21 protein-coding genes and 2 tRNA genes are annotated in these 23894 nt (G+C 59.5%); 11 read left to right on the top strand and 12 right to left on the bottom strand.

Annotation, left to right across the window (positions count from 1 at the left end):
* The first annotated feature begins 189 nt into the window (after positions 1 to 189).
* Positions 190 to 1209 (top strand): helix-turn-helix domain-containing protein, encoded by a 1020-nt coding sequence (locus tag ACR0JN_RS03520; protein ID WP_480884273.1) that lies wholly within the window; start codon positions 190 to 192, stop codon positions 1207 to 1209.
* Between the two features lie 174 nt (positions 1210 to 1383).
* Here ACR0JN_RS03520 and rpoD read toward each other — a convergent pair whose 3' ends face one another.
* The 3 genes from rpoD to ACR0JN_RS03505 all read right to left on the bottom strand — a co-directional run bounded on the left by rpoD (position 1384) and on the right by ACR0JN_RS03505 (position 5814).
* The gene (rpoD, locus tag ACR0JN_RS03515) at positions 1384 to 3372 is read right to left on the bottom strand and encodes an RNA polymerase sigma factor RpoD (protein ID WP_480817794.1); all 1989 of its coding nucleotides are present in this window, start codon (positions 3370 to 3372) and stop codon (positions 1384 to 1386) included.
* A 114-nt stretch (positions 3373 to 3486) separates the two neighbouring features.
* Complete coding sequence (dnaG, locus tag ACR0JN_RS03510; protein ID WP_480884272.1) at positions 3487 to 5436, bottom strand: DNA primase; 1950 nt, start codon at positions 5434 to 5436, stop codon at positions 3487 to 3489.
* An 81-nt stretch (positions 5437 to 5517) separates the two neighbouring features.
* Complete coding sequence (locus ACR0JN_RS03505; RefSeq protein ID WP_480884270.1) at positions 5518 to 5814, bottom strand: hypothetical protein; 297 nt, start codon at positions 5812 to 5814, stop codon at positions 5518 to 5520.
* 542 nt (positions 5815 to 6356) lie between these two features.
* Between ACR0JN_RS03505 and ACR0JN_RS03500 the strand changes: the two genes are divergently transcribed.
* The 3 genes from ACR0JN_RS03500 (at position 6357) to ACR0JN_RS03490 (ending at position 9344) form a co-directional block, all read left to right on the top strand.
* Positions 6357 to 8150: a pilus assembly protein TadG-related protein gene (locus tag ACR0JN_RS03500; RefSeq protein WP_480884268.1), complete on the top strand. Its 1794-nt coding sequence runs from the start codon at positions 6357 to 6359 to the stop codon at positions 8148 to 8150.
* Positions 8147 to 8737, top strand: a complete 591-nt coding sequence (locus tag ACR0JN_RS03495) for a TadE/TadG family type IV pilus assembly protein (RefSeq protein ID WP_480817790.1) — start codon at positions 8147 to 8149, stop codon at positions 8735 to 8737. Before ACR0JN_RS03500 ends, ACR0JN_RS03495 begins: the two co-directional genes overlap by 4 nt.
* An 85-nt stretch (positions 8738 to 8822) precedes the next feature.
* On the top strand, positions 8823 to 9344 hold the full coding sequence (locus ACR0JN_RS03490; RefSeq protein ID WP_480817789.1) for a hypothetical protein: 522 nt from the start codon (positions 8823 to 8825) through the stop codon (positions 9342 to 9344).
* Here the strand turns inward: ACR0JN_RS03490 and ACR0JN_RS03485 are convergent.
* Positions 9341 to 9808 carry a hypothetical protein gene (locus ACR0JN_RS03485; protein WP_480884266.1) on the bottom strand — a complete coding sequence of 156 codons (468 nt, stop codon included), beginning with the start codon at positions 9806 to 9808 and terminating at the stop codon, positions 9341 to 9343. The genes ACR0JN_RS03490 and ACR0JN_RS03485 overlap by 4 nt on opposite strands.
* Before the next feature lie 158 nt (positions 9809 to 9966).
* Between ACR0JN_RS03485 and ACR0JN_RS03480 the strand changes: the two genes are divergently transcribed.
* Positions 9967 to 10878 (top strand): pirin family protein, encoded by a 912-nt coding sequence (locus tag ACR0JN_RS03480; RefSeq protein WP_480884264.1) that lies wholly within the window; start codon positions 9967 to 9969, stop codon positions 10876 to 10878.
* A 15-nt stretch (positions 10879 to 10893) separates the two neighbouring features.
* On the opposite strand, the gene ACR0JN_RS03475 is transcribed toward ACR0JN_RS03480, so the two are convergent.
* Complete coding sequence (locus tag ACR0JN_RS03475) at positions 10894 to 11481, bottom strand: TetR/AcrR family transcriptional regulator (protein ID WP_480884262.1); 588 nt, start codon at positions 11479 to 11481, stop codon at positions 10894 to 10896.
* A 100-nt stretch (positions 11482 to 11581) separates the two neighbouring features.
* On the opposite strand from ACR0JN_RS03475, the gene ACR0JN_RS03470 reads away from it, so the two are divergent.
* The 6 genes from ACR0JN_RS03470 (at position 11582) to ACR0JN_RS03445 (ending at position 16389) form a co-directional block, all read left to right on the top strand.
* The gene (locus ACR0JN_RS03470) at positions 11582 to 11830 is read left to right on the top strand and encodes a hypothetical protein (RefSeq protein ID WP_480884261.1); all 249 of its coding nucleotides are present in this window, start codon (positions 11582 to 11584) and stop codon (positions 11828 to 11830) included.
* A gap of 117 nt (positions 11831 to 11947) precedes the next feature.
* The gene (locus tag ACR0JN_RS03465; RefSeq protein ID WP_480884259.1) at positions 11948 to 13234 is read left to right on the top strand and encodes a homoserine dehydrogenase; all 1287 of its coding nucleotides are present in this window, start codon (positions 11948 to 11950) and stop codon (positions 13232 to 13234) included.
* 68 nt (positions 13235 to 13302) lie between these two features.
* Positions 13303 to 14286 (top strand): class II fructose-bisphosphatase, encoded by a 984-nt coding sequence (glpX, locus tag ACR0JN_RS03460; RefSeq protein ID WP_480884257.1) that lies wholly within the window; start codon positions 13303 to 13305, stop codon positions 14284 to 14286.
* A 90-nt stretch (positions 14287 to 14376) separates the two neighbouring features.
* Positions 14377 to 16119, top strand: a complete 1743-nt coding sequence (gene recJ, locus ACR0JN_RS03455; RefSeq protein ID WP_480884255.1) for a single-stranded-DNA-specific exonuclease RecJ — start codon at positions 14377 to 14379, stop codon at positions 16117 to 16119.
* A gap of 98 nt (positions 16120 to 16217) precedes the next feature.
* Positions 16218 to 16292, top strand: a tRNA-Glu gene (locus ACR0JN_RS03450).
* Positions 16293 to 16314: 22 nt separating this feature from the next.
* Positions 16315 to 16389 (top strand) — tRNA-Glu (locus tag ACR0JN_RS03445).
* A gap of 8 nt (positions 16390 to 16397) precedes the next feature.
* Here the strand turns inward: ACR0JN_RS03445 and ACR0JN_RS03440 are convergent.
* The 7 genes from ACR0JN_RS03440 to ACR0JN_RS03410 are packed head-to-tail and all read right to left on the bottom strand — an operon-like array spanning position 16398 to position 23793.
* Complete coding sequence (locus tag ACR0JN_RS03440) at positions 16398 to 18239, bottom strand: V-type ATP synthase subunit A (RefSeq protein WP_480884253.1); 1842 nt, start codon at positions 18237 to 18239, stop codon at positions 16398 to 16400.
* Positions 18236 to 18928: a hypothetical protein gene (locus tag ACR0JN_RS03435; protein ID WP_480884251.1), complete on the bottom strand. Its 693-nt coding sequence runs from the start codon at positions 18926 to 18928 to the stop codon at positions 18236 to 18238. Before ACR0JN_RS03435 ends, ACR0JN_RS03440 begins: the two co-directional genes overlap by 4 nt.
* A 1-nt stretch (position 18929) precedes the next feature.
* Positions 18930 to 19607 carry a hypothetical protein gene (locus tag ACR0JN_RS03430; protein WP_480884249.1) on the bottom strand — a complete coding sequence of 226 codons (678 nt, stop codon included), beginning with the start codon at positions 19605 to 19607 and terminating at the stop codon, positions 18930 to 18932.
* Entirely contained in the window at positions 19607 to 20050 is a 444-nt protein-coding gene (locus ACR0JN_RS03425) for an ATP synthase subunit C (protein WP_480884247.1), read from the bottom strand. Before ACR0JN_RS03425 ends, ACR0JN_RS03430 begins: the two co-directional genes overlap by 1 nt.
* The gene (locus tag ACR0JN_RS03420; protein ID WP_480884246.1) at positions 20047 to 21852 is read right to left on the bottom strand and encodes a V-type ATP synthase subunit I; all 1806 of its coding nucleotides are present in this window, start codon (positions 21850 to 21852) and stop codon (positions 20047 to 20049) included. Before ACR0JN_RS03420 ends, ACR0JN_RS03425 begins: the two co-directional genes overlap by 4 nt.
* Positions 21849 to 22454, bottom strand: coding sequence for a V-type ATP synthase subunit D (locus ACR0JN_RS03415; protein WP_480884244.1), 606 nt, complete (start codon positions 22452 to 22454; stop codon positions 21849 to 21851). The genes ACR0JN_RS03420 and ACR0JN_RS03415 overlap by 4 nt, the downstream gene beginning before the upstream one ends.
* A complete protein-coding gene (locus tag ACR0JN_RS03410) occupies positions 22432 to 23793 on the bottom strand; it encodes a V-type ATP synthase subunit B (RefSeq protein WP_480884242.1) in 1362 nt (453 codons plus the stop codon). Before ACR0JN_RS03410 ends, ACR0JN_RS03415 begins: the two co-directional genes overlap by 23 nt.
* Between the last annotated feature and the right edge of the window lie 101 nt (positions 23794 to 23894).

The following is a 23894-nucleotide window of genomic DNA, read 5'->3' as shown; positions in this document are numbered from 1 at the left end:
GCCGGTTGAGGCGTCGGGGAACCTCGGGCGCGTTCTCAGGACGCTCTCCGAGGCTCTGACCCCATCCCCATAAAGGTGCCAACCCGACGCGGAAAACCTAAAGCCTCTGCCCGCAAGTGCTTTTTGTCATTGGACAAGTTTTTGTGATATTCTGACAAATAGTACGGAAACCTGACCGGAAAGGGACTTATGGACGTCGATATCGCGCGCATTCATCGCCTGATTCAATCGCTTGACGATCACACTGGCGACCCCGCCGTGTCGCGGCGCGTTCTGGCGCAGACTGGCCTTGCGCCTGATGACATCGCACAGTCAGCCTCGGTCTGCAGTGCGCAGAAAGAGGCTTTGTTTGTGCGCTATGCCTGTGACGCGGTGAACGACATCACTTTCGGCGCGCGCACCGGTCTGGGGGTCACCTCGGCCTCAAGCCTGACGGCCTATATCAGCAAGTACTCGCGGGATCTGAAACAGGTGATCGAGAACACCTCGCGCTTTCATGGCATCATTGATCCTGCTGTTGTTTTCAGCCTGCGCTACGCCGGGAACTTCGCCTCGTTCGAGGCCGAGTGGAAGGATGCCAGCTATGCTCGCTATCATCGGCGCACCGAGTTCCTGCTGTTTGCCGCGTTGGCGCGCATGCGCAACCTAACGCAGGTGGACTTCTTTCCCATTGAAATGCGGTTTCAACATGAAGTCGGCGCGCATTCGGCCCGTTTCCGCAAATTGTCAGGGTTTCCGGTGGTATTCGGTGCCGAAAAGATGGAGATCATTCTGGCGCTGTCCTCGCTGGACCTGCCCGTTCCCACCTACGATCCCAAGCTGCGCGCGCATCTTCTGGAATATGGCGAACGGGTTCTGGCCGAGAAACACGCGGCCAACCAGAAACTGCGCGCTCAGGTCGAAGGGTTGATCACGCGGTCCCTGCCCGGCACGATTATTCAAGCCGAAGAGGCCGCCGCAAATCTTGGCATGAGCCCCAGAACCTTTGCGCGGCGGTTAAAGGACGAAGGCACCAGCTACCGCGAGATCGTCTCGGACCTGCGATGCGATCTGGCGCAGACTTTTGTGTCAAACGGAATGGCGCTGTCCGAGATTTCGTATTCGCTGGGCTACGCGGATCAGGCGGCGTTCTCGACCGCTTTCAAACGGTGGACAGGCCAGACGCCGGGCCGGTTCAAAACACGGGTAGAACATCCGATACAGGCCTAAAACCGGGGGTCATCAGCGTTACCACCTCGCCCCGGCCCGTCCCATGAGTGGACAAGGCGGATATAGCGACGACGGGCCCATGATCTTTGTGAGTTCCCGCCAATTTGATTGGCGAACCGGCCATTGTGATCGGTTTCAATGAAAAAGGCGCCTCGGTCCGAGGCGCCTTGATCTTTACTGATCCAGGAAGGATCGCAGTTTTCGCGACCGGCTGGGATGTTTCAGCTTACGCAGCGCCTTCGCCTCGATCTGACGGATACGTTCGCGGGTCACGCTGAACTGCTGGCCAACCTCTTCCAGCGTATGGTCTGTGTTCATGCCGATGCCAAAGCGCATCCGCAGAACCCGTTCTTCACGCGGGGTGAGCGAGGCCAGAACGCGGGTCGTGGTTTCCTTGAGGTTTTCCTGAATGGCGCTGTCCAGCGGCAGCACGGCATTCTTGTCCTCAATGAAATCGCCAAGCTGGCTGTCTTCCTCGTCGCCAATCGGCGTCTCGAGGCTGATCGGCTCTTTGGCGATTTTCATCACCTTGCGCACTTTCTCAAGCGGCATCTGCAGCTTTTCGGCCAGTTCTTCCGGGGTCGGCTCGCGGCCGATCTCGTGCAGCATCTGACGACCGGTCCGGACCAGCTTGTTGATCGTTTCGATCATGTGGACCGGAATACGGATCGTGCGCGCCTGATCCGCAATCGAGCGCGTGATCGCCTGACGGATCCACCATGTCGCGTAGGTCGAAAACTTGTAGCCGCGGCGGTATTCGAATTTGTCCACCGCCTTCATCAGGCCGATGTTACCTTCCTGAATCAAATCAAGGAATTGCAGGCCACGATTGGTGTACTTTTTGGCAATCGAAATCACCAGGCGCAGGTTGGCTTCAACCATTTCCTTCTTGGCCTGCCGCGCCTCTTTTTCACCCTTCTGAACCTGCTGAACGATGCGGCGGAATTCAGGGATGTCGAGACCGACATATTGCCCGACCTGAGCCATGTCGTTGCGCAACTCCTCAACCTTGTCGGTCGAGCGTTCGATGAACATCTGCCAGCCCCGACCCGGCTTTTCAGCCATCTCGGATAGCCAGTTCGGATCAAGTTCACGGCCACGATAGGCATCGATGAACTCGCGACGGTTGATGCGGGCCTGGTCGGCCAACTTCACCATCGCGCTGTCCAGCGACATCACGCGGCGGTTGATGCCATACAGCTGGTCGATCAGAGCCTCGATCCGGTTGTTGTGCAGGTGAAGGCCGTTCACCAGCTCGACAATCTCGGCGCGCAGCTTCTGATAGGTGTCCTCGTCCTTTTCGCTGAACGAACCATCTTCGTTCAGCGTGGCCGAAATCCGGCTGTCCTGCATCTCGGACAATTGGGCAAAGTCGGTCGAGATCCGCTCGAGCGTGGTCAGAACCTGATCTTTCAGCGCCGCTTCCATCGCGGCCAGGGACATATTGGCCTGATCGTCATCATCGTCGTCATCGTCACTGACAATCGGGTTGCCGTCCGCATCCAGTTCGGGACTTTCCTCTTTGGCGGGCTTTGCCGCCTGCACTGCCGAGGTATCGACGACAGGCTCTTGCACACCGCCATCTTCGTCCATCTGGTTACCAAAGGTGGTTTCCAGATCAATGACGTCGCGCAGCAGAATGTCCTCGGACAGCAATTCGTCGTGCCAAATGGTGATCGCCTGGAAGGTCAGCGGGCTTTCGCACAGCCCGGCGATCATCGTGTTGCGACCAGCTTCGATCCGTTTGGCGATTGCAATCTCGCCCTCGCGGCTCAGCAGTTCGACGCTGCCCATCTCGCGCAGGTACATGCGGACGGGGTCATCGGTGCGGTCCAGCTTCTCGGTCGCAGCACCGGACAGCGCAACCTCGCGGTTGCTTTCGGTGGTGGTCAGTTCGGTCGAGCCCTTGTTCTCTTCCTCTTCGGCCTCTTCATCTTCGATGATGTTGATGCCCATCTCGGACAGCATCGACATAACGTCTTCGATCTGTTCCGAGCTGACCTGATCAGGCGGCAGAACCTGATTGAGCTGGTCGTATGTGATGTAGCCTTTCTCGCGGGCCTCGGCGATCATCTTCTTGACCTGGGCCTGGCTCATATCCAGCGAGATTTCCTGTTCCTGCTCGTCGGATTTGCGGTCTTCGTTCGTATCCTTGGCGGCCATTCAATGCTCCTGCAGGGATGGGTGATTCGTCAGAGCCGAATCATTAGCGCGTGAAAGTGATTCGGCCACCCGTTTACCCGTTTTTCTTTTCAAGTGCCTTATGAAAACACCAGTTTAGCGGCGTTTCCGCTCGAATTTGATACCGGATGTAATTGCCTCGAACGCGTCTTTCTCGTCGCGGTTGATTCGCGCACCATTGTCTGCGATGTCGAAAACGGCCCTGTCCTCATTCTGGCTACGGCTTGTGCGGTTGCGCTCTTCGGCGGCTTGCGCCAGCCGGTATGTCAGCGCCTCATCGGCCAGATCAGACAACTCCTCTGCAGCTTCGGCAATCTCAGCATCCAACCCCCGGAGCGCTTTGATCTTTGCGAGTTCCTCGGCCAGCGTCATCTGAGCCTTTTCAACGTCGCCCGGTTTGTACACGCAGGGGATCACAGCGACATGGCGAAGGGCCAGCAGGTTTTCAAGGGGTTCGGGGCCCAAAGTTTGCATGATGTGGTCTTGCAGATTGTCGGGGTCGTCAATCGCATGCCGCAGGATCGCCCCGCGCAGCGCCGCATGATCGGGATCGTGGCAGTCCATTTCTTCGAGTTGATGCTCGAATTGCACCACGACCTGCGGGTTCAGAATGGCAATTGCCAGAATGGCGGCTTCACGCAGTTGGATATCCGCATTCTCGGTCGAGGCCAGAAACGAGGCCCGCGCGCCCGGTGTCGCAGGCTGAGGCTGCGACTGCCATTTTCCACGCGGCTGCCACGGGCGATTTTGCGGTTGTCGCTGCGGGCGAAACAATTGCCAGCGCAGGTCCTTGATTTCCTGCCCGTAATGCGACCGGATCGAGGGATCGCGGATCAGCTTGATCTTCTCGCGCAGGGTTTTGTCCAGCGCCGCCTTGCGTTCGGGACTGTCAAACACCTTGCCGTCGGTCTCTCGCTGCCACAGCAGTTTGACCATCGGAATCGCGCCTTCCAGTATCGACTGCACCGCCCCCGGCCCTTCGGCACGTAGCAGGTCGTCAGGGTCCTTGCCTTCTGGCATCAGCGCAAAACGCAGGGATTTCCCGGCCTCCAGCAGCGGCAGCGCCAAATCAACGGCCCGCATTGCTGCGCGCAGGCCCGCCGTGTCACCATCCAACGCGATGATCGGCTCATCGGAAATCCGCCAGAGCAATTGCAACTGATGTTCGGTGATCGCAGTTCCCAAGGGCGCAACTGACGCGCCGAACCCGGCCTCGGCCAAAGCAATCACGTCCATATACCCCTCGGCCACGATCAACGGCTGCCCATTCCCCGCCGCCTGCCGCGCGGGGCCGTGGTTATAGAGGCTTCGGCCTTTGTCGAACAGATCGGTCTCGGGTGAGTTCAGATATTTGGCGTTGTCATTCGGGTCCATCGCCCGACCGCCAAACGCAATACAACGCCCGCGCGGGTCGCGGATCGGGTACATGATCCGGTTGCGGAAGGTGTCATAAGGCTTCTTGCCCTTGTTCGATGGTTTGGCCAGCCCGGCCCCGAGGATCAGATCTTCGGCCACGTTCTTACCGGTCAGATGATCCCACAACGCTTGCCAGCCGTCTGGAGCAAAGCCGATCTCCCATCGGTCCAACGCCTGCGCGTCCAAGCCCCGGCGGGTCAGGTATTCGCGCGCCGCTGCCCCTGCCCCGGTCTTGAGCTGCAGACGGAAGAACTGCACCGCCTGCTCCATCACCTCGGCCAGTTGCGCGCGACGGTCCTGTTTCTGCTGCGCCCTGGGATCGCGGGCGGGCATCGGCATCCCGGCCTCTCGCGCCAGAATCTCAACCGCTTCGATGAATGAGACATTCTCGGTCTCTTTCACAAAACTGATCGCGTCGCCTTTGGCGTGGCAGCCGAAACAGTAATAGAATCCCTTTTGGTCATCGACGTGGAACGAGGCCGTCTTTTCGTGGTGGAACGGGCACGGCGCCCACATATCACCCTTGCCCTGATTGGACTTGCGCTGATCCCACATGACCTTGCGCCCGACGACCTGAGACAGGCTCAGCCTTGTGCGCAACTCATCAAGAAATCCGGGGGGCAGTGACATGGGGTCAAACCTGCCAGAAACCGAAACGCGCGCCAAGGGGATGGCGCGCGGTTGTCCACAGCGAATTCGCGTGTCTGTGGATTATTGCTGCAGGCACAGTTCCAGCCACGCAGCACCAAGGTCCTTTTTACGCACATCGCGCATCTTTTGCTCATAGACCCACGGGGTGATCAGCGGGATGGCCGCATTGTAGTTCTCGGGCCAGGACGGGCCGGTATCGGCGATTGCCTGCGCCACGTCGCGTTCCTTGACCCGGTCCAGCCGCGCCTTCTGGATCGCGGCTACGACGTCCGCCTGATAGCCACAGCTTTGCTCTTTGGTCTCGGCAGCGGCCAAGGGGGTGGCGAATAAAGCGGCGGCAAGTGCGATACGCAACATTGGGATCTCCGGGAATCGTTCAAACACCGGCAGATTAACCGCGCTTTTGGGGGGCCGCCATCTCTCAATTCATTCCTCAAGGCCGAATTGACGGGCCGCAAGGCATGGGCTGCCCCGCCTTTCTCGATCACTCCGAGCCCCCCCTGGAAGTGGAATTCCAAAGGCGAACTTACCGTCCTAGCGGGCTTTGACGGCGCGTTTTTCATCCAGGTCCGCATAATCTGTTTCCTAGCGCTTTGGGGCGAGTCGCGGGGATTCGGCACCTGCCCCATTGTTCCACGGGTCGAAACAAAGACCGCGTGCAAACCGCGACTGCAGCCGATTTTCATTCAAAAATAGCATCATAGTGGCACTCACGCCCAATTCTCGCCACGTTCGACCGATAAAAAATTAAAGTTGCAAAGAACTGGGTTCAGTGTGTCTGGCCAGCAGAGGGACACGTTATGAAGAAGTTTGTTTGGAAGTCGGGATTGGTAAAACGGAAGCAATCAGGCGCTCGCCGATGGCTTCGTAATTCTTTTCTAAAACCCGAAGGCGGCGCCATGACTCCGATGACGCTGGGCTTTTTGATGATCATTATTACCGTCACGGGTTTTGCCGTTGACGTAATGCGGTTCGACCGCGAGCGTGCAAGATTGCAATATGCTTTGGACCGGGCGGTTCTGGCCGCTGCTGACCTGGATCAGGACCTATGCCCCGAGGACGTTATTCGCGACTACTTGAGCAAAGAGGGTCTGGACCAGTTCCTTGCCTATGTCGACGTGCGGCCGAATGTCTGTGGTTCGACCGCTGTGACGATTGATGGCTATCGCCGGGTCGAAGCCATTGTTCGAATGGATGTGCCTACTCACTTCATGGGCATGACAGGAATTTGGCAGACCGACGGCCTGAAAAACCCTACCATTCTGGCTCAGGTACACAGCGTTGCTGAGGAATCCATCGACGACGTTGAAATCTCGCTTGTTCTGGACGTTTCCGGTTCGATGAACAGCTATGGCCGCCTGACAAACCTGAAAAAGGCGGCAACCGAATTTGTGCAAGAGATGTCGGACAAGACCGAAGATGGCAAACTGTCAATCTCGGTCATTCCTTACGCAACTCAGGTTGCCGTGTCGGACAGTCTGATGAACAGCATTCAGGCGAATTTCATGCCGGGCGCACCAACGCCAGGATCGGCGTTCACCGGCGTGAACGAATACGCGAACTGCCTGAACTTCACGAGCGATGAGTTTGATACCATCTCTTTCGATCTGGATATGATCAGGCCCCGTACGCTGCACTTTACGCCTTGGTCCACTTATGACCGCCGCCATACCAACGGCATCGTTTCAAGCGAAGTTTGCGACCGTCGGTCCAACCGCGAAGTTGCGACCTTGCAAAAGGACCCCAGCACGCTGAATACGTTCATCAATAATCTGGAGGCGTCAGGTAACACCTCGATCGACCTCGGCCTGAAATGGGGTCTGACCCTTCTGGACCAAAGCTTCCAGCCCGTCTCGGCCGATCTTGCGGCGAACAACGAAGTTCCCTCTGAGTTTGCGGTCAGACCGAACACCTACGCCAGCAACGACTCGATGAAGGTTGTCGTTCTGATGACGGACGGCGCAAACACCACCCAGTACAAGGTCCGCGAACCTTATCGGGAAGGTGCGTCGAACCTGTGGTGGAACCGCGCGGAAGGTAACTATTCCACTTACGACACCGTCCGGGAAAGATACTACTGGCATGACGTCCCCAACTATCAGTGGGATTCAAGCCGAGGTTTCTATTGGGCCCGCGAAGTCTGGCAGCAGTGCCCCTATGGTGGGTACCAAGGTGAAGACCCCTATCATGTCAGAACCAGCTCTGGATGCCCCAACGCTTATACCGAAGCCCGTTGCATAGGCTGGCGCCAGAATTCCAGCGGAGCTTATGAGTGCACCTCTTTTGACTACAACTTCACCCGGCAGATCAACGTGACCGACAGTGCCGGAAATGAGATAAACTCGAACATTCTTGAATGGCCGGATGTCTGGAAACGCACGACGCGCCGCGCAATTCGTGACCTGTTCAGAGAATCTCTGGGTACGACCGCCGGTAACAACTGGTACAACCAGGCCGTTGAAGAAATCGGACGGACCACCAAAGACGCTCGCGCTCGTGCGCTCTGCGCTCAGGCGGCCGCCAGGAACATCGTTGTATTCACCATCGCCTTCGAAGCCCCTGACGCAGGTAAAGCGCTGCTGCAGGACTGCAAAAGTGACGATGGCGCGTACTACGAAGCAACAGGCGATCAGATCGTGGACGTTTTTGCCTCGATCGGGTCCAGCATCCGCAGCCTGAGGCTCACACAATGATCAAACGACTGTTCTCCAAGGCAAAACGCTTTCGCCGGGATGAAGAAGGCACCTCGACCATCGAATTCGTGATGTGGTTCCCGATTTTCCTGATGAGCACCTATTCCGGTATCGAATATGGAATGGTCGCGTATCATCACGCCAATCTGGAACGTGCCCTGGATGAGATCATTCAGGATGTTCGTATGAACAACATTGAAAAATACGATCAGACGCCCGATGCACGCTGGACACACGCACTGCTGAAAAGGGAAATCTGCCACAAGGCATCGTCAATTCGCGATTGTTTGTCCTATCTCTCGATTGAGATGCAAAGCATTGATCCGATGGAAGATCCCGCGGCAGCAGGCAAGGAAGCGCTGTTCAACAGGGACCCGTTGTGTCTGGACACTCCCGAAGAAATTAACGAGCCGGACGACAGGATTTTTGAAGTGGGTGCTTCGAACGAACTAATGATCATCAGGGCCTGCGCTGAAATCAAACCTCGGTTTGTCGGCTCGACCTTGTCCCAGCAAGTTCGGAAACACAAAAGCAATGGTCGCTACCAATTGCATGCAATGTCGGTATTTGTCCATGAGCCAAGCTAACCCCCGCCCCCGCAAAACACTGTCTCGGCTTTTGAACCGCCTTTGGCGGAAAGAAGACGGCACCGTTTCGATTGAGGCGATCCTCATGCTGCCCCTGCTGTTTTGGGGCATGTGGACCACGTATTCGTATTTTGACGGGTACAAGCAAAGCTCTCGGAATCTTAAAGCGACCTATGCGCTTGCTGATATCGTTTCGCGCGAAAGCCGAACCGTGAACATTCAGTACATTGATACGATGTACGACCTACTAAAGGCCCTTCTTGGGGACAGGTCGGATGAAGATAATACGGACCACGCAAACGTTTCCATGCGCATTTCATTCATTCGCTGGGACGCTGAAGACGACAAACACGAGGTCAAGTGGTCCTGCGTTCGGGGGGCATTTTTCACAAGGTGGAGCAATGACTCGTTCGGACAAATTGAAGATCGTATTCCCGCGATGGCAGATGACAGCACCATGATCCTCGTCGAGACCCGCAATTGGTACAGCCGCCCGTTCAGAATTGGCTTTGGGGATCATTCATTCCCGATGGAGAACTTCATCTTCACCCATCCGCGCGGCTACAACAATATCAACAACGATGATCCGGCGTGCAAAGACGCCTAGCCTTGGGCCAATTGCACTGACAGTAAATCGGCCATGACTTTGGTTTCGGCGGCGGCCGTCATGCCGCCGATGCCGATACGGCGGCCCACGCGCCACCACAGACCCGGGGCCCAGCTGTTTGCCTGCTTGCTATGGGTCAGGATGACAAACCCGTTTGAGGGTTTGAAGGCAAAGACGCCTCGATCAACTGCGTCGATATCCTGAAGCGCTGCGATCAGAACCCCCTGCCCTGTCCGCAACTCCGAACGCGTCAGCTCGATGCGGTCGACCGTGGCTTGCCACATGCGGTGCGCCAACCAGAAGGCCGAGCCGCCGAAAGCAAGCAGGAACGCCTGCCAAAACGGCTCAGGTGGCGACGCAAACGCCACATAGATGACCGAGGTCCCAACAAGGATCAACAACCCGACCCCGGTCCACCGTCTGGCGGATGACGCCTGAATTGTTGCAAGAACTTCGTCCTGCATGAATGCCTCCTGTCTGCTCTTCCTTGATGTAGCGGGTTTTCGGGTAGGACAACAGGGCCGGAACACCTTAAACATTTCCGCACAGAGCCGGTGTTTGGCTGCAAATTGACCACACGCATGCAAAGGTTACATGCTGCTCGAACGAAGAGGAGCCGACCATGTCCCTTAGACCCACATTGGAAACCCGGAAATCCGTCCCGACGATGGAGGGCGCAGGCGTCAAACTGCACCGTGCGTTCGGGTTTCAGGACCCTTCAGAACTCGACCCGTTTCTGCTGTTTGACGATTTCCGGAACGAACACCCGCGCGATTATCAGGCCGGGTTCCCGTGGCACCCGCATCGGGGGATCGAAACCATCACCTATGTGCTGGCTGGCACGGTCGAACATTCGGATTCGCTGGGCAACAGCGGCACGCTGGGGGCGGGCGATGTGCAGTGGATGACCGCCGGGTCGGGTATCCTGCATCAGGAGATGCCGCACGGGAACACCGCGGGCCAGATGCACGGGTTTCAACTGTGGGGCAATCTTCCCTCGGATCAGAAGATGACAGCCCCGCGCTATCAGGATGTGCAAAGCGGGGACATCCCCGAGATCACGGATGACGATGGAACGACCGTGCGCGTTATTGTGGGTGAGTTCTGGGGCAAAACCGGCCCGGTGGATGGCAACGCAGCCGACCCGCAATATCTGGATATCCAGATCCCGGCGGGCGTGAAAAAGACCTTTCGCATCGACACTTACCGGCGCGCCTTTGCCTATGTGTTTCAAGGACAAGCGGCCTTTGCCGATGCCTCGCAGCCTACGGGCGTTCTGCTGGAGAAAGAAGTCGCAGGGCAAGAGGTTAACATCCGCGACATGTCGGGCGACCGGACGCTTGTGCGCTTTGGTACGGGGGATGAGATCACCGTTCAGGCCGGGCCCGAAGGCGTGCGGTTCCTGCTGATCTCGGGCGCGCCGATTGATGAGCCTGTGGCGTGGCACGGACCGATTGTCATGAACACCCGCGCCGAACTTGAGCAGGCGTTTCAGGAGTTGCGCAACGGGACCTTCATTCGCCCGGCCCATTGACCGAAAGCCTTGGGGTCAGGCCGTTACCGCACGGCGCACCATGTCCCAGTAGATCTGCTCGACCTCGTCCAGCGACAATCGCCCCCCTGCCCGATACCAGGTCATGACACCGTTCAGCATCGCGATTACCGCCAAGGCGGTGATCTTAGTGTCCGAGATGGAGAACAAACCCGCCTGCTGTCCGTCATGCAGAATACTTTCCAGCGCGTTTTCATACTGCCTGCGCAGGTCCTCGATCTCGGCAAAGTTCTCGGGCGTCAGGTTGCGCAGCTCCATATAGGCGATGAACACCTCGTCAGGGCGCTGCAGGTGGAAGCGGATGTGGAACCCGACGAAGCAGCGCAAGGCGTCCTTCGCTGTGCCGCCTTTGTCCAACGCTTCATAAGCCGCCAGAAGTTCCTGCATGTGCTCGCGCATCAGCCGGTACAGCAGGCTTTGCTTGTCTGGCGTGTAGTTATAAAGCGCCCCGGCCTGCACGCCGACCTCGCCTGCAATCTGGCGCATCGACACCGCCGCGTAGCCGTGGCGTGCGAACAGCCCCAGCGCCGCTTTCTGGATGCGCGGGCCGGTAATGTCGGAATGTGAGCCTTGTGTTCGTGCCATAGTCGCACCGTATCTGAACAATCGTTCAAATAGAACCCCGCTTGAACCGCTCGGTCAAACCGTGCATCAGGGGATGAGACCGCAATCGAAAGGGTTCGCCGTGAAGCCTCTGCCCCTGCTGGCATTGTTCATATTCTGCGCCGGATGCGCTGACTTTCCCGAACTGGACGGCAGCGAGCCGGCCTCGGTGAAATCGGCCCGCTACCCGCGCCTTATCCCGCTGCAGGACACGCTTGGGCCTCCGGTCGATCCGGTCAGCGAGGCCGCCGAGGTCGAAGAAGACCTGACCGCGCGCAGCGAGGCGCTGTCGAAAAAAGCCGAAGCCCTGCAAAACGCCCAGATCAACTGATCGCGTAGGCCCAAGGCCCTCTGACGGATTGCACCCTCGGCCTGAACCCGCTAAGGCAGCGCTGAACGGACGACGGGTCCGAAATCAGAATATTTCGAGCGGAAAGGAACCCACGGAATGACACAGGCGCTGCGGCTAGGAATTGCGGGCTTGGGAACGGTCGGCGTGGGTGTCGTCAGGATCGTCCGCCGCCATGCGGAACTGCTGCAGGCAAGGACCGGTCGCCCGGTGGAAATCGTAGCGGTCTCGGCGCGCGATGCCAGCAAAGACCGCGGGATCAACCTGTCAGACTACGCGTGGGAGACCGACCCGGTTGCTCTGGCCAAACGCGATGATATCGACGTTTTTGTCGAACTGATGGGGGGCGAAAACGGCCCGGCCAAAGCCTCGGTAGAAGCGGCGCTCGCCAGCGGCAAGGATGTGGTCACGGCCAACAAGGCGCTGCTGGCGATCCACGGGCAGGAGCTTGCGGAAAAAGCCGAGGCCGCCGGTCGCGTAATCCGGTTCGAGGCCGCCGTGGCAGGCGGCATCCCGGTTATCAAATCGCTGACCGAAGGGCTGGCCGGAAATGACATCACCCGCGTCATGGGCGTGATGAACGGCACCTGCAACTACATCCTGACCCGGATGCAATCGCAGCAGTTGGGCTATAACGCGCTGTTCGAAGAATGCGCCCAGCTTGGCTATCTTGAGGCTGACCCGAACCTTGATGTCGGCGGTATCGACGCGGCGCATAAACTGGCGCTGCTGTCCTCGATCGCCTTTGGCACCAAGCCGAATTTCGACGGGATCGAAATTGAAGGTATTCAGCAGATCAGTCTGGACGACATTCATCAGGCCGATGACATGGGCTATCGGATCAAACTGTTGGGCGTGGCGCAACGCACCGCGCGGGGGCTGGAGCAACGGATGCAGCCCTGTCTGGTGCCAAGTGACTCACCTCTGGGCCAGTTGGAGGGTGGCACCAATATGGTCGTGCTGGATGGCGACGCCGTCGAGCAGATCGTTCTGCGTGGCCCCGGTGCGGGCGAAGGCCCCACCGCCAGTGCCGTGATGGGCGATGTCTGCGATCTGGCGCGTGGGTTGCACATCCCGACCTTCGGGCGCCCTGCCACGTCGTTGCAAGATGCGCGGCCTGCCGTCACCGGCCTGCCTGCGCCGTACTATCTGCGACTGGCCCTGCTGGACAAACCCGGTGCCCTCGCCAAGGTTGCCGCCATTTTGGGCGATGCCGGTGTCTCGATCGACCGGATGCGCCAGTATGCCCACGCCGAAAGCACCGCGCCGGTTCTGATCGTCACCCACAAGACCACCCGCGCCACGCTGGACGTCGCATTGGAAGGCCTGCGCGAGACGGATGTGATCGCCGGCGAACCGGTTGCGCTGCGGATTGAAGAGGTTTGAGCTTGCGGCCTGCATGAAACGCAAGCTATGCCGGAAGAAACGGCTTGATTGACCTAAGGATACTGAAGATGAGTGCTGCCAAGATCGATTTTAACGACCGCCTGCTGTCCCTGGGGCTGGCAAGGGTTGCGGAACAGGCCGCGCTGGCCTCGGCCTCGCTAGTAGGGCGCGGCGATGAAAAAGCCGCCGATCAGGCTGCGGTAAACGCCATGCGCGAGCAGTTGAACCTGCTGGACATCGCGGGCGTTGTGGTCATTGGTGAAGGTGAGCGCGACGAGGCCCCGATGCTGTATATCGGCGAAGAGGTGGGCACTGGTAACGGCCCCGGCGTGGATATCGCGCTGGACCCGCTGGAAGGCACCACCCTGACCGCCAAGGATATGCCCAACGCGCTGACCGTGATCGCCATGGGCCCGCGCGGATCCATGCTGCACGCGCCGGACGTGTATATGGACAAGCTGGCGGTTGGTCCAGGTTACCCTGAAAACGTCGTCAATCTGGACATGAGCCCGCGCGAACGCGTTGAGGCTCTGGCCAAGGCCAAAGGCTGCGAACCCGCCGACATCACCGTCTGTATTCTGGAACGTCCACGTCACGAGGCCATGATCGCCGAGGTGCGCGAGACCGGAGCCTCGATCCGTCTGATCACCGATGGCGACGTGGCCGGTGTCATGCATTGCGCCGAAAGCGAAGTGACCGGCATCGACATGTATATGGGCCAGGGCGGCGCGCCTGAGGGTGTTCTTGCGGCGGCCGCGCTGAAATGCATGGGCGGTCAGATCTTTGGTCGCCTGTTGTTTCGTAACGATGACGAGCGGGGTCGTGCTGCCAAAGCAGGCATCACCGATCTGGACCGCGTCTATGCGCGGGATGAGATGGTGACCGCGGATGTGATCTTTGCTGCCACTGGCGTTACCGGCGGCTCTCTGCTGCCGCGCATCAAACGGGAACCGGGCTGGGTCGAGACGACGACGCTGCTGATGCGGTCCAAGACGGGCTCGGTCCGGCGGATGTCATACCGCACGCCGATGTGGCCGCATAACGAAGCTTAGCGGCTTGCGCCGCTGCCTTCGGCGACCGTATTTTTGACAAGAAGAAGGGCCGGGTCCGATAGGGCCCGGCCTTGGTGCATGAGGTGAGATGTGGCGTTTCTGGGTGTTGAACAGTCTCTGACAGGGCGGCGGTGGGTCGGCCCCACGCCCGAGGTCGAGCGCGCTGCGGATATGTTGGCGCAACAGGCCGATCTGCCACGCGCTGTGTGTCAGGTTCTGGCCCGGCGCGGTGTACCGCCGATGGAGGCGCAAAGCTTTCTGGAGCCCAAGCTGAAGGAGCTTTTGCCCGATCCGCGCAGCCTCAAGGATATGGAGGTCGCGGCAAGCCGATTTCTGAATGCTGTGCGCGAGCGGCAGCGTATTGCTGTGTTTGCGGACTACGATGTGGATGGTGGCAGTTCGGCTGCCCTACTGTTGGTTTGGCTGCGCCAGATGGGATTGCAGGCGACGCTTTATGTGCCGGACCGGATTGACGAGGGCTATGGCCCGAACGTACCCGCGATGCAGGAACTTGCGGCGAGTCATGACCTAATCATCTGCGTAGATTGCGGCACCCTAAGCCATGAGCCGATTGCGGCGGCGAAGGGCGCGGATGTGATCGTACTGGACCACCATTTGGGCGGCGAAACGCTGCCAGATTGCGTGGCCGTCGTGAACCCGAACCGGCAGGATGAAAGCGGCGATCTGGGCTATCTTTGTGCCGCTGGCGTGGTGTTCCTGATGCTGGTTGAAGCGGGTCGGCAATTGCGTGAGGCCGGGGTCAAAAGCCCGGACCTGATCTCGCTTCTGGATCTGGTCGCGCTGGCGACTGTTGCAGATGTGGCCCCCTTGGTCGGGGCCAATCGGGCGCTGGTGCGGCAGGGCTTGAAGGTCATGGCGCAAAGGCAGCGGCCCGGTCTGGTGGCACTGTCGGATGTGGCGCGGATGGATTCGGCACCCAACAGCTATCATCTCGGGTTTCTTCTTGGCCCACGTGTGAATGCGGGCGGGCGGATCGGTCAGGCCGATCTTGGCGCGCGGTTGCTCAGCACGGACTCGCAGCATGACGCCGAGGCGCTGTCGCAACGGCTGGACGAATTGAACACCGAACGCCGGGATATCGAAAACACAGTCCGCGCAGCGGCGTTGGAACAGGCCGAAGAACGGGGGCTGGATGCGCCTCTGGTCTGGGCTGCGGGCGACGGCTGGCATCCGGGGGTCGTCGGGATCGTGGCGTCTCGCCTGAAGGAGACCGCGAACCGCCCCGCAATCGTGATCGGTTTCGATGGGGATGAGGGTAAAGGTTCGGGCCGGTCAGTATCCGGCGTTGATCTGGGCGCGTCGATCCAACGGCTTGCGTCCGAGGGGCTTTTGGTCAAAGGCGGCGGGCACAAGATGGCCGCCGGGCTGACGGTGATGCGCGATCAGTTGGAACCGGCGATGGCGCGGCTCAGCGAATTGCTGGCCAAACAGGGCGCAGGCGAAGGCGGGCCTGCCGACCTGAAACTTGATGGCACGCTGATGCCCGGCGCGGCCACCGTCGATCTGATCGAACAGATCGAAAAGGCCGGGCCGTTCGGGGCCAGCGCCCCTGCCCCGCGCTATGCCCTGCTTGATCTGCAGGTGCGCTTTGCCAAAAGGGTCGGAGAGACCCACCTGAAACTCTCGCTCTCCGATGGGGTCGGCGGCGGGCTGGACGCCATCGCCTTTGGCGCGTTCGACGGCCCGATGGGCGACAAACTGGCCAATCACGGCGGTGCGCGGTTCCATTTTGCGGGGCGGCTCGAGGTCAATACCTGGGGCGGTCGGCAGAGCGTACAACTGAGGCTGGAAGACGCCGCCGAGGTGGGCTAGAGCCAGTTTTACCCCTGCCAAAAAACTTTCACATCCCTGCATTTTTCGGCTTGCGGGGGTCTGAGGTAAACCGTAAAAGGCCCCCCACAAGCCAGCGTGGCCCGTTCGTCTATCGGTTAGGACGCCAGGTTTTCAACCTGGAAAGAGGGGTTCGATTCCCCTACGGGCTACCACTTGCGCTTGTCCGGCCTAAATGGCCCGTTCGTCTATCGGTTAGGACGCCAGGTTTTCAACCTGGAAAGAGGGGTTCGATTCCCCTACGGGCTACCATTTTTCTCTTACACACCGAACTTTTCGTGGCACAGGCCTTCGATCTGACCCCAGATTGACTTGTATTCCGGCGTGTTTTCCGCTGCATAGTGGAAGTTCTTCATCAGCCCAGTCAGTTGCGTAAAGACCTGCCGAACCTCGGCCTTATCCGCGAATTGCGCAGTGGATTGCGTGACATCATAGACCAGCTTGAAGGTCATCTTTTGCCGCTCTAGCGGAACGGTTGCATCCACTTTGTCAAAGGCGTCCTGTTGCAAGTAGACCATATCGACGAACAGTGCTTTTTGTTGGGTCACGAAGTCTTCGATGGTCACGCCCTCTTCGCCTGTGACCTGCATCATCTGATCGACCTGTTCGCCCTTTTCGATCAACGCCAGCAGATCGCGGACTTTCCCGGTCCAGCCCGGTTCGGCGTTTTTGTCGTACCAGGCCGATAGCTGATCCAGATAGCGCGACCAGCTGAGCATTGGATCGACCGCAGGGTAGAAGCGTTTATATGCGCGTTCCGACGACAGGCCGAGGAAGCATTTCACCGTAGAAAGGGTCGACTGCGTGACCGGTTCGTCAAAGTTCCCGCCTGCGGGTGAGACCGTGCCGATCAGGGTCAGGCTGCCCAAGTCTCCGTCGTTGGTTTTGACCGCCCCTGCCCGTTCGTAAAGCCCCTTGATTGAGCTTTCGAGGTAAGCCGGAAAGCCCTCTTCACCCGGGATTTCTTCCAACTTGCCAGAGGTTTCTCGCATCGCTTGTGCCCAACGGCTGGTGCTGTCGGCAATCAACAGAACGTCGTAGCCCATTTGGCGGTAATACTCGCCCAAGGTAATGCCGGTGAAGATCGACGCCTCGCGCGCGGCGACCGGCATCGAGGATGTATTGCAGATGATGATGGTCCGGTCCATCAGGCTGCTGCCCGTGGAAGGGTCGGTCATCTTGGGGAACTCGGCGATGGTCTCGACCACCTCACCGGCGCGTTCGCCGCAGGCGACCACGATCACGATGTCGACCTTGGCATTCCGGGCAATCAGGTTCTGCAACACGGTCTTGCCCGCCCCGAACGGCCCCGGAATACAGGCGGTACCGCCCCGAGCGATTGGAAAGAACGTGTCGATCAGGCGCTGCGAGGTCAGCACCGGTTCTGTCGGGTACAGCCGTTCCGACAGGGCGCGTTTCAGGATGCTTTCGGGCAGCGGTCTGCGCACCGGCCATTTCTGCGACAGGGTCAGAGTATGTTCGCCGCCCTGCTCATCCTCCAGCCGTGCGACGATATCGTGGATCGTAGCCGCGCCCTTTTGAACCCAGACCACTTTGTAATCGCCGACCCAATTGAACGGTAGCATGATCTTGTGGCTGAAATGCCCCTCTGGCACGGTGCCGATACTGTCGCCTGCGGTGACTGAATCGCCCACTTTCACGGTTGGCGAAAAGGACCACTTGGCTTGATCATCCAATGGCGCGACATCCGCACCGCGAGGCAGGAAGGTGCCGAACTCGGCCGCCACTTTCGGCAGCGGCGATTGCAACCCGTCAAAGACCTGACCCAACAGGCCCGGCCCCAACTCGACCGACAGCAACTGGCCGGATTGCTCGACCGGATCGCCGACGGCGACGCCATCCGTGCTTTCATAGACTTGCACATCCGCCGTGTCGCCGCGCACGCGCAGAACCTCAGCCTTGAGCCGTTCCTGACGCCCGCGCGGGCCGGGGCGGGATGGCAGGATGTAAACAACCTCATTCTTGACCAGTTGGCCGGGGTGACCCGCGGCGTCGGGGTTGGCCTGAATTTGCACCAGCCCCTCCTGCACCGAGACGACTTGGGCCGTAGCTGTTTGGGCGGATGAGGTTGGGGCTGTCATGCGATTGCTCCCTCAAAATCGATATCGGCGGTGCCGGACATGGCCTGCTGCGCCAGGGCCTCGAACCGCGTGGCCGCCGCTTGTGCGCTGCTTTGCGCCCAGCGGTCGAAAATGTTCCAAATCAGCACGTAAATCGCCACCGCTTCGAAATCGAACATATGGCGCGCGGCGTGGCGTTTGAGTTGTATGTGACTGACCGACAACAGCAGCCGTTCCAGACCCAGCGGATCATCGCTGTCCAGAAGCTGTTGCGCCTCTTTCACCCATGGCAGCGCCGTTTCCAGACCGAACCCCGGATCGCCCCAGTGGGCTGGAATGTGGCGGCTCCAGCGCCCGACGCCGATTGGACCGGGCGGCGCGCCTTCGCCGCGTTTGCGCAGACGCAGGGCGGCAATGACCGAGCGCAGTTCCATCCGCTCCAGAAACAGTTTCTTCAACGTTGATTGAGGGATGTCCCGAAGCGCCTGTTTGCAGCGCTGAACCGCCTGCACATTAGTGACGTCCATGTCATACGCGCTCCAACTCAGGGTGTGTTCCAGAACGCGCAACACCTGCGCATCCTCGGGGGTCAGAGCCGTCAGGCGGCGATCCAGCCGGATACGCGACAGGGGCGGTTGCTTGGCGACGAACAACCGCTCGGACCCGGGCAGGCTGCAGATCAGCGCGATATAGGCGTCGGGCTCCGGCATCCTATCGGATCACCCCTTCGAGAACGGCGCGGAACCGGGGTTGCAGATGCTCCATCAGCAATGAGGCGACGGCCTTGTCCGTCAGGTCCAGCACCACGCCCTGATCTTCGGCGCGAACACGGATGCCGCCCTGAATGTCGTCCGAGCTGTGCAGTTCCACATTCTCCCGCAGCATTTTCGCTGTCAGCCCCAGAACATATTTCGTCAGCTTGCCTGACTGAATGTCATCGGCGTTTTGCTTGATATCTTCCTGCGTGGCGACCTTGGCAGGCAGGATGACCTGCACCTTGCCATCCAGACTGGCCCCTTCCGCCGCGCGCCCAACGACTTCGAGGATCAACTGTTTCAACAGATCGGGATCGGCCATTTCCTTGGTCACAAGCCGTTCGACATCCTGTTTGAACCGATCCGTCAGCCCAGCTTTCATCGTCAGCACCGCATCCCGCATGGCGGTGTTCAGCGCCTCTTCCCCCGCCGCGCGGTAATTGTCGGTGTCTGTGCGAGCCTTTTTCTGAAACGCCTCCGCTTCGCGCTTGGCGTCAGCCAGAATGCGCGCGGCGTCGGCCTTGGCCTCAGCCCGCAGTTTTTCGGCCTCGGCCTGACCCGCCGCGACCCCGTCTTTGCGCAGCTTGTCGATCAGGGCGTCGACGCCATGGGAAATCGTGCTGTCCTGTGCCATCAGCTAATCCCCGCGCTGATCACCAGGGCAAAGACGAAGGCAAAGACCCCGAAGCCCTCAATAATAGCTGCAGGGGCCAGCGCGAGGCCGAAAATCTCGGGCTTTTCCTTGGTCGCATTGATCGCCGCCGCGCAGGCCCGGCCCTGCCAGATGCCGCAATACATCAGCGCGATACCCGACAGGATGCCGATGCCAAACAGGCCGCCTGCATTCTCGGGCGTCACCTCGCGGTTCAGGGTGAACATGATGACAATGCCGTAAATCACCATCGTCGACGGAAAGGCCGAGACGCCCACGAAACGGCCATAGCCGCCTTCGGTCTCGGTCATCGCGCCGATACTGGCCAATCCGGCGATCGAGCAGCCAATGGCGCTGGCCGCCGCGCCAAGCGCCATCGGCGCATAGATGCCCAGCCAGCCCAATGTAAGAACAAGATCATTCATTCCTGAACCTCCTTGCGGGCGAACGGGCGAAAGACTGTGCCTTCGTCCGGCAGACCCCATTTAAAGAATTCGATGTAATTGAGGCGTAACCCGTGAACGACGCCGCTCATGATCGCGAGGGCGAAGTTCAGAACGTGACCGACGATCAGGATCAGTAGCCCGAACAGGATGCCCGGCCCTTTCAGCGCATGCATCACTTGTACCGCCAGATCGTTGAACGTAATCGCCAGCGAGGCCGAGGCCAGACCCAGCGCAAACAGGCGCATATAGCTGAGCACGTCGCCGAACGCGCCCATCGCCCCGGCGAGGCTTTGCAGCCCGTCGACAAACCGCCACAGCCAGTCGGTTGATTTCGTGATCACCCGTTCACTGGAAAACAGCACGATGGCCAGAACGCCTGCGCCGATAATCGCCGCTCCCGGCGCCGGTGATTTGTCGTTCATATAGCCGAGCCACAGAACGAACCCGCCCGCCAGCGCCGCGATCCAGCCCAGATTGGCAATGGCTTTGCGCCGCCCCCACGCCGCCCACGCCGCCCACGCCGCCAGAGCGTTTGCGAGGATCAGATGCAGTACACCCACCACGATGGACAACATCATCATCGCGTTGAAATTGTTGATATCCAGCACTTTGACCTTCGCCCAGACCGACCCGTCCGGCGGCGCGACGCCGAAATAGCTGCCGACCAGAACGCCATACAGGATCGTCGCGCCCGAGATGATCAGGCCGTAGCGCCGCCATGATCTTTGATCCGCCGAGCCGCCAAGTTTCTTCCAAAAGATCAGCAAGCCAAGCAGAATGACAGCTCCGTACCCCGCATCCGCGATGATCATCGCAAAGAAGATCGCGAACGAGGCCGCGACGATGACGCTCGGGTCCCAGTCCCGATAGCCGGGCACCTGATAGAACAGTGCCAGATCGACCGCGGCGCGACGGTTTTCAGGCTGTTCCAACAAGGTGGGCGGGGCGTCGTCCGGCCCCGGTTCCTCGATCAACGCGGCTGCGCCCTTCGCGTCCGCCATCTCCAGAACCGCATCGATGCGATCTTCGGGCACCCAGCCTTGAACGGCGAACACATTCTCGGCGTCTCGTACCTTTTGCGTCGCATGGGCCAGTTCCGCAGCGCTTTCGGCAACCGACAGGTTGCGCCGCATCAGGGTCAGGTAGCGCGTCTGGGCGACCCGTTCGGCCTCCAAAGCTTCCAGTTCGATTTCTGCCTCTTCCAACTGCGCTTCCAACTCGTGAATGGGAAGCGACCCGGTATGGGTGCGCGGAACTGGCAGAACGTCATCATCGGGTTCGTCCGGTGCGATCAGAACGGCGTAGAGATAACGGTGATCCTCTTCCAGAATCGCCCAGGGCAGCGTCAATTCGGACAGCGAAGCGCGATGTTTCACGGGCAGTTGGTAGAACCACAGCCGGTTGCTGGCCAACGCGTCCGTCGGCGGGAAATCCAAATCGCCCCAGGGGCGCACCTGTTCTATGCGATGCGCCAGAAAATCCCGGCGGTCCATGGTGTCGCGGGTGCGTTGCATCAGGTCGATCACTTTTGGCACGAAGCGGTCCATGTCAAAATCGGGGTCGCGCTGTATCTGACGCCGGGGATCGGAGACTTCCGCAAGGAAACGCAAGGCCTTATAGGCCTCTCTTGCCGTGCGGTCGCTGATCTTTTCCGGCTCGTCCGGCGGCGGCACCAAAGGCAGAACGTGCATGCAACCCAAATCCTGCAACGCCGTCAGCGTATCCCCCTTATGCGCAGCGGGCCCGACCAGAGACATCTTCTTGAGCCGCGCGACGGTCATGTCACTGCCTCCTGCGCATGTTTGCGTTTCGAGATTTTCGAGCGCACCACCGCCTGCATCTGCTCATCGCTCAGATAGATGCGGATTTTCTTGATGTTGGCCTTGGCGCGCGGAATCAGAACCTTTTCGAACAGGTTGACCCGTTGCGTGATCGTGGCCACCGCCTTGTCGAAAATCCGCACCCGTTCCTCGGCCACTTTGACGCGCAGGCGGGCTTCGATCATGTCGTGCAGAAGGCTTGCGGCGGCATCGACCCAATGCGGTTTGGCCAGCACCGAATAGGGGCGCACCGCAACCTCGATCCGGTCGAGATCGGGCATTTTGACGCCCACTACGTTGACCTCTTTGACCTTGTAGTCCTTGAGTTCGACCAGACCGTCCAGATCAATCCCCTGCTGCGCCAGCATGGGCAGCTTTTCCCCAACCTGCTGGGCCAGCGCATGCACCTCATCTTGCAGACGCTGCACATCCTTGCGCGCCTTGACCCGCTCGGCCATCAACTGCTGACGCTTGAGGTCCAGCGACGGCAAGAACCGCTCATAGCTTTTCAGCTGCGTCTGCTCGCGCGCGAGCGACGATTTATTCAGCTGCAACCGCGCCATTGGCATCCTTGGGGAAATACTTGTCGATCAGGGTTTGCTTCATCAGCAGTTGTTCGGGCGCGAAACACTCGGCCAGGGTTTTCCAGCTCAGATCCAGCGCCTCCTCCAACGGGATCGAGACATTGATATCCATGAACCGCGTGCGGAACAGCCCGCCGAACTTGAGCAATTGATGGTCGTAGTCCGACAGATCAAACGCCATCGCCTGTTTCTGCGCGGCATCACGGCTTTCGGAGTAGAACCGGATCATCGTATTCATGATCTGCCCGTGATCTTCGCGCGTGGTCTTGCCGATCACGTTCTGTTTTAGGCGCGAGAGGCTGCCAAACGGATCGATCACGCCGGAATGCAGGTAGAACTGGCCTTCGGTGATATAGCCGGTGTTATCCGGCACCGGATGGGTCACGTCATTGCCGGGCATCGTGGTCACAGTCAGCACCGTGACCGAGCCGCCCTTGGCATAGTCGCACGCTTTCTCATACCGGCGCGCCAGTTGCGAATAGAGATCCCCCATATAGCCCCGCTGCGATGGCACGCGTTCCTGACTGATCCCCACCTCTTTCATCGCGTCGGCATAGGCTGTCATGTCGGTAAGCAAGACCAGCACGCGCTTGCCCTCCTCGACCGCGAATTTCTCAGCCACGGCCAGCGCCATGTCGGGGACCAGCAGGCGTTCCACCAGAGGGTCCATCGCCTGATTGACAAACATCACCGTGCGCGCGAACACGCCTGCATCCTCGAAAGACGTGCGGAACGTGTGATAATCGTCAAAAATCAGACCTAGCCCGCCGAACACCACGATATCGGCATCCGCCTGAATTCCGATGCGGCTTAGGAAGGCGTTAAACGGCTCGCCCGAGACCGAAAAGATCGGGATTTTCTGGCTTTCGACCAGCGTGTTGAACACGTCGATCATGGGAACATCGGTGCGGATCATCTTGTTGGGCACCGCTCGTTCGGCGGGGTTCACTGTCGGGCCGCCAATGTCGATGCGGGGCTCGGACGACAGGTCCGGGCCACCGTCAATTGCCTCACCGGCCCCGTCGAAAACGCGGCCCAGAATATTCGCCGAATAGGGTGTCTGCATCGGATGGCCAAGGAAGGTCGCAGTCGCCTCGGTCGAAATGCCCTTGGTGCCGGAAAACACCTGCAGCGTGACCACATCCCGGTCGATAAAGATCACCTGCGCCAGTGTTTTGCGGCCATCTATCGCCTCAATCACCGCCAGATCGTTGAACCGGACCGCCGCATCTTCTGCACCGTCAAACGGCACGCGAACCTTTATCGTGTCCCCGACGATTTCCAGAATACGGGTGAATTTCAAAAGACTCCGGGACATTATCTATCCTCATGCGCCTAAGTGATTTTCTGAATGACACTGCGCAAATCAGCAGCGATTTTTGCAATCTTACGTGCAGCTTACAACGAATTCATGAATTG

It is taken from the genome of Ruegeria sp. G12 (assembly GCF_056533565.1).
This window is presented reverse-complemented; position numbering and strand designations above follow the sequence as displayed.

What these genes read in the sequence shown, in the direction of transcription:
- ACR0JN_RS03435 (WP_480884251.1), bottom strand. Translation starts at nt 18,928, where the DNA reads ATGCCGGAGCCCGACGCCTATATCGCGCTGATCTGCAGCCTGCCCGGG.
- ACR0JN_RS03495 (WP_480817790.1), top strand. Translation starts at nt 8,147, where the DNA reads ATGATCAAACGACTGTTCTCCAAGGCAAAACGCTTTCGCCGGGATGAA.
- ACR0JN_RS03500 (WP_480884268.1), top strand. Translation starts at nt 6,357, where the DNA reads ATGACTCCGATGACGCTGGGCTTTTTGATGATCATTATTACCGTCACG.
- ACR0JN_RS03410 (WP_480884242.1), bottom strand. Translation starts at nt 23,793, where the DNA reads ATGTCCCGGAGTCTTTTGAAATTCACCCGTATTCTGGAAATCGTCGGG.
- ACR0JN_RS03430 (WP_480884249.1), bottom strand. Translation starts at nt 19,607, where the DNA reads ATGGCACAGGACAGCACGATTTCCCATGGCGTCGACGCCCTGATCGAC.
- dnaG (WP_480884272.1), bottom strand. Translation starts at nt 5,436, where the DNA reads ATGTCACTGCCCCCCGGATTTCTTGATGAGTTGCGCACAAGGCTGAGC.
- ACR0JN_RS03440 (WP_480884253.1), bottom strand. Translation starts at nt 18,239, where the DNA reads ATGACAGCCCCAACCTCATCCGCCCAAACAGCTACGGCCCAAGTCGTC.
- ACR0JN_RS03465 (WP_480884259.1), top strand. Translation starts at nt 11,948, where the DNA reads ATGACACAGGCGCTGCGGCTAGGAATTGCGGGCTTGGGAACGGTCGGC.
- ACR0JN_RS03420 (WP_480884246.1), bottom strand. Translation starts at nt 21,852, where the DNA reads ATGACCGTCGCGCGGCTCAAGAAGATGTCTCTGGTCGGGCCCGCTGCG.
- ACR0JN_RS03490 (WP_480817789.1), top strand. Translation starts at nt 8,823, where the DNA reads ATGCTGCCCCTGCTGTTTTGGGGCATGTGGACCACGTATTCGTATTTT.
- ACR0JN_RS03520 (WP_480884273.1), top strand. Translation starts at nt 190, where the DNA reads ATGGACGTCGATATCGCGCGCATTCATCGCCTGATTCAATCGCTTGAC.
- ACR0JN_RS03480 (WP_480884264.1), top strand. Translation starts at nt 9,967, where the DNA reads ATGTCCCTTAGACCCACATTGGAAACCCGGAAATCCGTCCCGACGATG.
- ACR0JN_RS03475 (WP_480884262.1), bottom strand. Translation starts at nt 11,481, where the DNA reads ATGGCACGAACACAAGGCTCACATTCCGACATTACCGGCCCGCGCATC.
- ACR0JN_RS03425 (WP_480884247.1), bottom strand. Translation starts at nt 20,050, where the DNA reads ATGAATGATCTTGTTCTTACATTGGGCTGGCTGGGCATCTATGCGCCG.
- ACR0JN_RS03485 (WP_480884266.1), bottom strand. Translation starts at nt 9,808, where the DNA reads ATGCAGGACGAAGTTCTTGCAACAATTCAGGCGTCATCCGCCAGACGG.
- glpX (WP_480884257.1), top strand. Translation starts at nt 13,303, where the DNA reads ATGAGTGCTGCCAAGATCGATTTTAACGACCGCCTGCTGTCCCTGGGG.
- ACR0JN_RS03415 (WP_480884244.1), bottom strand. Translation starts at nt 22,454, where the DNA reads ATGGCGCGGTTGCAGCTGAATAAATCGTCGCTCGCGCGCGAGCAGACG.
- ACR0JN_RS03505 (WP_480884270.1), bottom strand. Translation starts at nt 5,814, where the DNA reads ATGTTGCGTATCGCACTTGCCGCCGCTTTATTCGCCACCCCCTTGGCC.
- rpoD (WP_480817794.1), bottom strand. Translation starts at nt 3,372, where the DNA reads ATGGCCGCCAAGGATACGAACGAAGACCGCAAATCCGACGAGCAGGAA.